Raw genomic sequence first — 7,417 nt, 5'->3', positions numbered from 1 at the left:
AGGTTGATAGGTCAGGAGTGGAAGTGCAGTAATGTATGGAGCGGACTGATACTAATAGGCCGAGGGCTTGACCTTAAATGTTAGGTAACCTCGAAAGATAGCTTGCGAGTAGGATTGTTCAGTTTTGAGGGTGTAAATCTTCAAAAGTAGGTGTTAATGGTGACGAGGGTACACCTGTTCCCATTCCGAACACAGTAGTTAAGCTCGTTTACGGTGACAATACTTGGCTGGCGACGGCCCGGGAAGATAACTCAACGCCTACATCTAAGCAGCAACGAAAGTTGCTGCTTTTTCTTTTGCATAAAATGCAGGAGAATCTTTTCTTTTTCCCGATTTTCCTGTACAATAGAACTATCGAAAAATTTTTCGCCTGCTGTCGAAAAATCCACTGTTTCGTCGGCAGACCGATCAACGGAGGGAGAAATGTTATGTCGATTCAGGAAAACTGCCGTGTTGTAGAAAATACACGGCTGGGCGAGGGTCTGTATCTGATGGTGCTGGACGCGCCGGCAATCGTTAAACTGACGCAGTGCGGCCAGTTCGTCCACATTGCATGCGGTGAGGGGCATCTGCTGCGCCGCCCGATTTCGATCTGCACCTGGCAGGGCAGCCATCTGCGCATTGTTTTTCAGGTGAAGGGCGACGGCACGAAGTGGCTGAGCGAACGCAAGGTTGGCGATGTGCTCGACGTGCTTGGACCGCTCGGACACGGCTTTGACGTGCAGGCACTGGGCGACCGTCCGATTTTTATCGGCGGCGGCATTGGCGTACCGCCGATGCTTGGATGTGTTCGCACGGCAGCAGAAAAGGGTGCACAGCCTGCCGCAATCCTCGGTTTCCGCAACAAGGGTGCGGTGATCCTTGAGGGCGACTTCCGTGATGAATGCGAGACCTTTGTCACCACCGACGACGGCACCTACGCGCGTCACGGCTTTGTCACCGATGTGCTGAAGGAGCAGGTGGCAGGTGCGACCGGCGTGGCTGCCTGCGGTCCGAAGCCTATGCTGAAGGCGATTGCGGCGATTGCAAAGGAAGCCGGCGTGCCCTGTCAGGTTTCGATGGAGGAGCGCATGGGCTGCGGCATCGGTGCCTGTCTGGTGTGCGCGTGCGCGCTCAAGTCGGAAAACGGCGAAACCCGTTACGGTCATGTCTGCAAGGACGGTCCGGTGTTCAATGCTGAGGAGGTCGAGTGGTAATGGCAGATTTAAGAGTGAACTTTTGCGGTGTTGAGCTGAAAAACCCGATCACGACCGCATCCGGCACCTTTGGTTTCGGCCATGAGTACGGCGAATTTTTTGACCTGTCCCAGCTTGGCGGCATCGGCGTGAAGGGTCTGACACCGACCGAGCGTCTCGGCAATCCGGCGCCGCGCATCGCGGAGACCCCGCAGGGTATTCTCAACTGTGTCGGTCTGCAGAACCCGGGCATTGATCGTTTCATCGAGGAGCAGATTCCGTTCCTGCGCCAGTACGACACCAAAATTATCGCCAACGTCTCCGGCAACACGGTCGAGGAGTACGAGGGCATGGTCGAGAAGATTTCGGACGCGGATGTTGACCTCATCGAGATGAACATCTCCTGCCCGAACGTAAAATGCGGCGGCATGGCATTCGGCACCCAGCCGAAGATGGTCGAGGAGGTTGTTTCGGCAGCCAAGGCCAAGGCGAAGAAGCCGCTGATCGTCAAGCTGTCCCCGAATGTCACCGATATTGCGGAGATTGCACGCGCGGCGGAGTCCGCAGGTGCGGACGCGCTTTCGCTCATCAATACACTGCTCGGTATGCGCATTGATATCGAAAAGCGCAAGCCGATCCTGTCCAACGTAATGGGCGGTCTGTCCGGTCCGGCAGTGTTCCCGGTTGCGGTTCGCATGGTATATCAGGTGCGTAAGGCGGTTTCCGTGCCGATTCTCGGCATGGGCGGCATCCGAACCGGACGTGATATTGTCGAAATGATGCTTGCGGGCGCAGACGCGGTTGCCATGGGTACGGTGATGTTCAACGACCCGACCGCTCCGGTCAAGGCGCTTGCCGAGCTGAACGAGTGGCTGGATGCACACGGCGTGAAGTCTGTCACCGAGCTGTCCGGCGCGGTTGAGGTAGGCTGATGAGAACCACGGTCTACATCATCCGTCACGCTGAGGCAGAGGGCAATGTATACCGTCGGTGTCATGGTCAGTACAACGCGCTGCTGACCACGCGGGCATACAAGCAGCTGCCGTATCTGGCAAAGCGGTTTGAGAATGTGCCGCTTGCGGCGGTTTACTCGTCCGACCTGTTCCGCGCACGCGTAACGGCACAGGCTGTGGCAGAGCCGCATCATCTCTCGGTGGAGACCCGACCGGTGCTGCGCGAGATTGATATGGGAGACTGGGAGGACATTCCGTGGGCTGAGCTGCCGCACACATGGCCTGAGCAGTACGCGCTGTGGTGTGCCCATCCGTGGGAAGCAGCGCCGCCGCACGGCGAGACGGTCATGCAGGCCGGTCAGCGCATGCTGGACGGCGTGCGCGCAATTGTGCGCGAAAATGAGGGCAAAGAGGTCGCAGTAGTGACGCACGGCAGTGCGATTCGCGGCATGCTGACGATTGCACACGGCTTTGCACCCGAACAGATGGGCGAAATCGGCTGGGGTGACAACACCTGTGTTGCCAAGCTGGAATTTGACGAAAACGGCAATATCGACGTGGTTTACGAGAATGATGCCTCACATTTGCCGCAGGAATACTCCACGTTTGCGTCCATTGGCTGGACGAATACCAAGGGCATTCCGGCGTCGCCGCAGATCTGGTTCCGCCGCGCTGACCCAAAGAATCCACAGGATGTGGATAAAATTGTGGGATTCATGCGCGAGCTGCACAAGAATGCCTACGGCACGGATGCAAACCTCGATCCGGATGCGCTCATCCGCGATGTAGAGCGGGCACAGAAGGTTTCGCCGCGGGCGTGCACCTTCGGCTGTTTGGAAAGCGGCGAGGAAGTCGCGCTCGTTTACCTGAAAACCTGGTGGGAGGAGCAGCCGGAGATTGGTCTGGTCGGCGGCTTCTGCATTGCCGGTGACTACCGCGGCTGCGGTCTGAGCGGACAGATTCTCGGTCAGGCTATCAGTGTGTACCGTGCGCTCGGCAAGCGCGAGCTGTGTGCTCGTGTTGCCGAGAAAAACATGCGTGCACAGGGTTTTTATCATAAATTCGGTTTTCTGCAGCGCGGCGAGTACCGCGATGAGAACGGACTGCATTATCAGATGGTAAAGCCGATTTCGGTCGAATAAATAGGAAAAGCGCTCTGTTTTTGACAGAGCGCTTTTTGATTCGCAATGAGAAATTAGCAGTTGGTAATTGTATATGGCAGCGGAAAAGAAATCCCTTTCGGCTGCTTTTCGATTTTACAGCTTGAGCAGAACCGCACTGTATCGCGGCAGCGCAACCGTACACAGACTATCCTTGCGGGAGACGGCAAGCGTCTCTCCGGTGCCGCCGAACTCCGCGGCATTGCTGTCAAGCAGAATCGTAAACTTCGGCAGGGAAGTGGTGAATTCCTGTTCGCTGTCCGCGAAATTGCATAGGGCGAGCAGCGTTTCTCCGTTTGCGCGGCGCTCCATGCCGAATACGCAGGGCGCATCCGCATGATTTTCCGCCCACCGGAAATTATCCGGTGCATAATCTGCGTGCAGCGCGGGATTCTCCACATAAGTTTTGCACAGGCTGTGGAAAAATCGGTGGAACGGACGTTCTGCCAGTGCCCAGTCCAGTGTACCGGCTTCGCTCCATTCGTACAGCTGACCCAGCTCGTTGCCCATGAAATTCAGCTTTTTACCCGGATGCGTGAACATATACAGATACATCACACGCGCCTGCGCATACTTGTCGCATTCGTCCGCGCCCCACATTTTCTGCACGATTGCCGCCTTGCCGTGCACAACCTCGTCGTGCGAGAGCGGCAGCAGGTAGTGCTCGTTGGAAAAATAGTGCATCGACCAGAGCAGCTTGCCATGGTCGCGCGGACGCAGATCCGGCTGTGTTTGGCAGAACTCGAGCGTATCGTGCATCCAGCCGAGATCCCACTTGTAGTCGAAGCCCAAGCCGCCCTCGTCCACCGGACGGGTGACACCGGGATAGGCAGTCGAGTCCTCAGCGATGAGCAGAGCAGAGGGATGGCGGGCTTTCAGACCGCGGTTCATATTTTTGAGGAATTCGAGCGTGTCGCCGTTGACGCCGCGCGCGGGATCGCCCTGCCAGTAGATCAGGCGCGAGACCGCATCCATGCGCAGACCGTCAAAATGAAACTCAGTGAGCCAGTAATCGGCCGCAGACTGCAGAAAACAGCGTACTTCCCGTCTGGAATGAATGAAATTGTAGCTGCCCCATTCACTTTCGCCGACCGCGCTGTGCGGGTACTCGTACAGGTGCGTGCCGTCGTATTTCGCCAGACCGTAGGAGTCTACGGCAAAGTGTACCGGTACAAAATCCATGATCGCACCGATACCGGCATGATGCAGCTTGTCAATCAGCATTTTCAGCTGTGCCGGCGTGCCGTAGCGCGAGGTCGGAGCAAAAAATCCGGTGTTCTGGTAGCCCCAGGAGCCGTCAAACGGGTGCTCGGACAGCGGCAGAAACTCTACATGCGTGTAGCCGTTTTCCTGCAGATAGGGAATCAGTCGTCGGGCGATTTCATCGTAGGTGTACCAGCCGTTTGCGTCGTCCGGATTGCGTATCCACGAGCCGAGGTGCATCTCGTAGATATTAAGCGGTGCGTCCGGCGAAGCCGTGCGGCTGTTCATCCACGCTTCGTCTGTGAAGCGGTACTCCTCGAGGTCGGTGATGATCGAGCAGCAGGCAGGCCGCAGTTCCATTGCAAAGCCGTAGGGATCGCAGTGCTCGGTGACAGAGCCGTCCGGGCCGTAGATGCGGTATTTATAAAACTGGCCTGCGTGGGCGTTCGGCACAGAGACCGACCAGAAGCCGCTGCGGCCGTCCTGTACCAGATCGGTCTCGGTCCAGCCGTTGCACGCGCCGGTCAGCGTAATGCGGCTGGCATTGGGCGCAAAGGTACGGAAAACGACAGCGTTTTGCTCTATGTGAGCGCCAAACCAGCGATAGGCGTCGAAAATTTCGCCTGTGAAGAATTGGTGCTGATTCATGGAAGCACTTCCTTTCTTTTCCCCTAACGGGGGATGGTCGCTTGCGAAGTGAAAGAACTGCGGCGGTTTCGCCGGGGAAACCAAAAGGGTAGACACCTACGGTTTCTACCCTCTTGGGACTCCCGTTTCCCTTGGGGATAGCACGGCGAAAATTAGTGAACTGAGACTATAAGGACGCGACAGAGGATTTTCTCTACCGCAGGACGCGCTTTGCACGTCCATGTATCCGCATATTCGCAGTGTCGGATAGATTACTGCTACACATGTGGTATAATCAACGCAGAGTGCGGCATAACAGTGCCGCACAAATCTTTTGCGGGTTATTATAGACAGCACCTGCGCAGATAAATTGTATCTAACGGATAAATTCGTAGGTGCTGTCTATCACAACATGCTAACGAGTTGCGCGACACGGTTATCCCCCAGGGGACCTTCTCTTGCCCTTCGGGCAATTCACCTTGTGTCGCGCCTGCGTAGACTTTCCGACCTGTGTAGCAGTACGCTGTCTGTGAACTGCGAAAAGGCGGAGAAAGCCACGCAACGGTAACCCGACTGCCGTACCCCAATTTCGCAGCGGTCGCCGGTCTCCGGTTTGCGCCAGACCCTCCAAGGGAAAGCGGAAGATTCACAAGAAGGAGAAAACCGCAGGTTGTCTCCTTCTTGTGCCCTCGCCGGGCAGGCGAGTTAGGTTCGCTTCGCAAGCGACCACACGATACAGCGGCACAATCCAGATTTTATAAATTAAGTATAGAATACATACACGTTAAACGCAACCGTCAAAACTGTACAAAGTGTCCGTTAAATAAAAATGAACCAGCCCGCCGCTTCGCGGCTCTTATACTCGGGTGCGTCGAAGGACGCGGATTTCACTGAAAATAAAATGAACCGAATCCAAACTGGCTGCTCTTATATACAGACGCACCCAGGGAAAGGATAGAAAGTTATGAACGATAAAGAGCTTGTCAGCCGCATGCAGCACGGCGATATGCAGGCGTTCGATGAGCTGTACGAGCGCTACAAGGACGATGCATACCGCCTTGCGTGCCTGATCACCGGCAGCAGGACGGACGGCGAGGATCTGGCGCAGGAGGCCTTTGTCACCTGTGCACAGTCCATCAAATCCCTGCGGGACGGCAGCAAATTCCGGCCGTGGCTGCTCAGAACGCTGTCCCGCGCGGCATGGAAGTACTGCCGCAAAGCCAAACGGGAAACGCCGGTCTCAGAGTTTTTTGACGCAGGCGAGAGTGAAAGCGCACTGTCCGCCGTGCTGCGGACGGATGAGCAGCGCCGCCTGTATGCCGCACTCGATACGCTGGACGAAAAACGCCGCGTGACCGTGGTGCTGTATTACTTCGATGATCGCTCGGTGCGCGAGATCGCGCAGGCGACCGGCGTGACCGAGGGAACGGTGAAATCCCGCCTTTTTTCCGCTCGCCGTCATCTGCGGCAGGCGCTGACCGAAGAACGGAAGCCGAAGGAGGCTGCAAATCATGGATGAAATCAAAATGGAACGTGAAATCAAGGAAATGCTGCATCAGTGTGCAGATGAGCTGCATGCACCGGATTCGATGCAGGCGCGCGTCAAATTCGCACTGAACAATGCACCGGCACGCAAGCGTCATCTGTGGAGCAAACGCTTTGTGGCGGTTGCCGCTGTCGCTGCGATTGCGGTGACCGGCGCATTCGCAGCCGGCGGCATGGGCGGCATTTTCAGTAAGGGCTGGTCTGACCAGCGGCTGGATCTGTCGAGCACGCAGGCGCATCTGGCTGATGCCGGTGTAGCGCTCACGCTGCCGGACAAGATTGGCGAGTATACGTTCAGCTACGGCTCTGATGTGGATACCACGGCGCAGAACGACATGGGCGAGACCGAAAAAGTCAGCCAGGTGGACGCGACCTACACGAAGGATGGCGCGAAGCTGAATCTGTCCGCGCACAAGAGCTACACCGTGTTCACCGAGGACGAGATGGAGAATCCGGTTCCGGCAACGACTGCCGAGGTAAACGGTGTTACGCTGACCTATCGCAATGCCCATTATCGCTTCGTTCCGGACGACTACGAGAAGTCCGACGAGGAAAAGCAGCAGGAGAAGTCCGGCGAACTCGTTATCAGCTATTATGGCTCGGACGAGGTGGAGGATAAGATGTTCCAGTCCGTGCTCTGGGAGCAGGACGGCGCAACGTACCTCATCAGCGGCTATGATACCGGTCTGGATGCACAGACCATGTTCGATATGGCAGCTGAGCTTGTAAAGTAAATCACAGCAGACGAAATTTC

At 56.5% G+C, this 7,417-nt stretch carries 6 protein-coding genes and 1 rRNA gene; 6 read left to right on the top strand and 1 reads right to left on the bottom strand.

Going from position 1 to position 7,417, the window contains the following annotated elements; all coding sequences use genetic code 11:
* Positions 1-146 precede the first annotated feature (146 nt).
* From rrf to C7386_RS02595, 4 genes are all read left to right on the top strand, one after another.
* Positions 147-263: ribosomal RNA gene (gene rrf, locus C7386_RS02610) — 5S ribosomal RNA — on the top strand.
* 165 nt (positions 264-428) lie between these two features.
* Complete coding sequence (locus C7386_RS02605; RefSeq protein WP_116704765.1) at positions 429-1,196, top strand: dihydroorotate dehydrogenase electron transfer subunit; 768 nt, start codon at positions 429-431, stop codon at positions 1,194-1,196.
* Positions 1,196-2,107 carry a dihydroorotate dehydrogenase gene (locus C7386_RS02600; protein ID WP_116704764.1) on the top strand — a complete coding sequence of 304 codons (912 nt, stop codon included), beginning with the start codon at positions 1,196-1,198 and terminating at the stop codon, positions 2,105-2,107. The genes C7386_RS02605 and C7386_RS02600 overlap by 1 nt, the downstream gene beginning before the upstream one ends.
* On the top strand, positions 2,107-3,270 hold the full coding sequence (locus tag C7386_RS02595) for a bifunctional histidine phosphatase family protein/GNAT family N-acetyltransferase (RefSeq protein WP_116704763.1): 1,164 nt from the start codon (positions 2,107-2,109) through the stop codon (positions 3,268-3,270). Before C7386_RS02600 ends, C7386_RS02595 begins: the two co-directional genes overlap by 1 nt.
* Before the next feature lie 114 nt (positions 3,271-3,384).
* Here the strand turns inward: C7386_RS02595 and glgB are convergent, their stop codons facing one another.
* Positions 3,385-5,139, bottom strand: coding sequence for a 1,4-alpha-glucan branching protein GlgB (glgB, locus tag C7386_RS02590; protein ID WP_116704762.1), 1,755 nt, complete (start codon positions 5,137-5,139; stop codon positions 3,385-3,387).
* 943 nt (positions 5,140-6,082) lie between these two features.
* On the opposite strand from glgB, the gene C7386_RS02585 reads away from it, so the two are divergent.
* Both C7386_RS02585 and C7386_RS02580 read left to right on the top strand, forming a co-directional pair.
* Positions 6,083-6,637: an RNA polymerase sigma factor gene (locus tag C7386_RS02585; protein WP_116704761.1), complete on the top strand. Its 555-nt coding sequence runs from the start codon at positions 6,083-6,085 to the stop codon at positions 6,635-6,637.
* Positions 6,630-7,397, top strand: a complete 768-nt coding sequence (locus C7386_RS02580) for a hypothetical protein (protein WP_110435520.1) — start codon at positions 6,630-6,632, stop codon at positions 7,395-7,397. The genes C7386_RS02585 and C7386_RS02580 overlap by 8 nt, the downstream gene beginning before the upstream one ends.
* The last annotated feature ends 20 nt before the right edge of the window (positions 7,398-7,417 follow it).

Source organism: Agathobaculum butyriciproducens (assembly GCA_003096535.1).
Taxonomy (GTDB): domain Bacteria; phylum Bacillota; class Clostridia; order Oscillospirales; family Butyricicoccaceae; genus Agathobaculum; species Agathobaculum butyriciproducens.
This window is presented reverse-complemented; position numbering and strand designations above follow the sequence as displayed.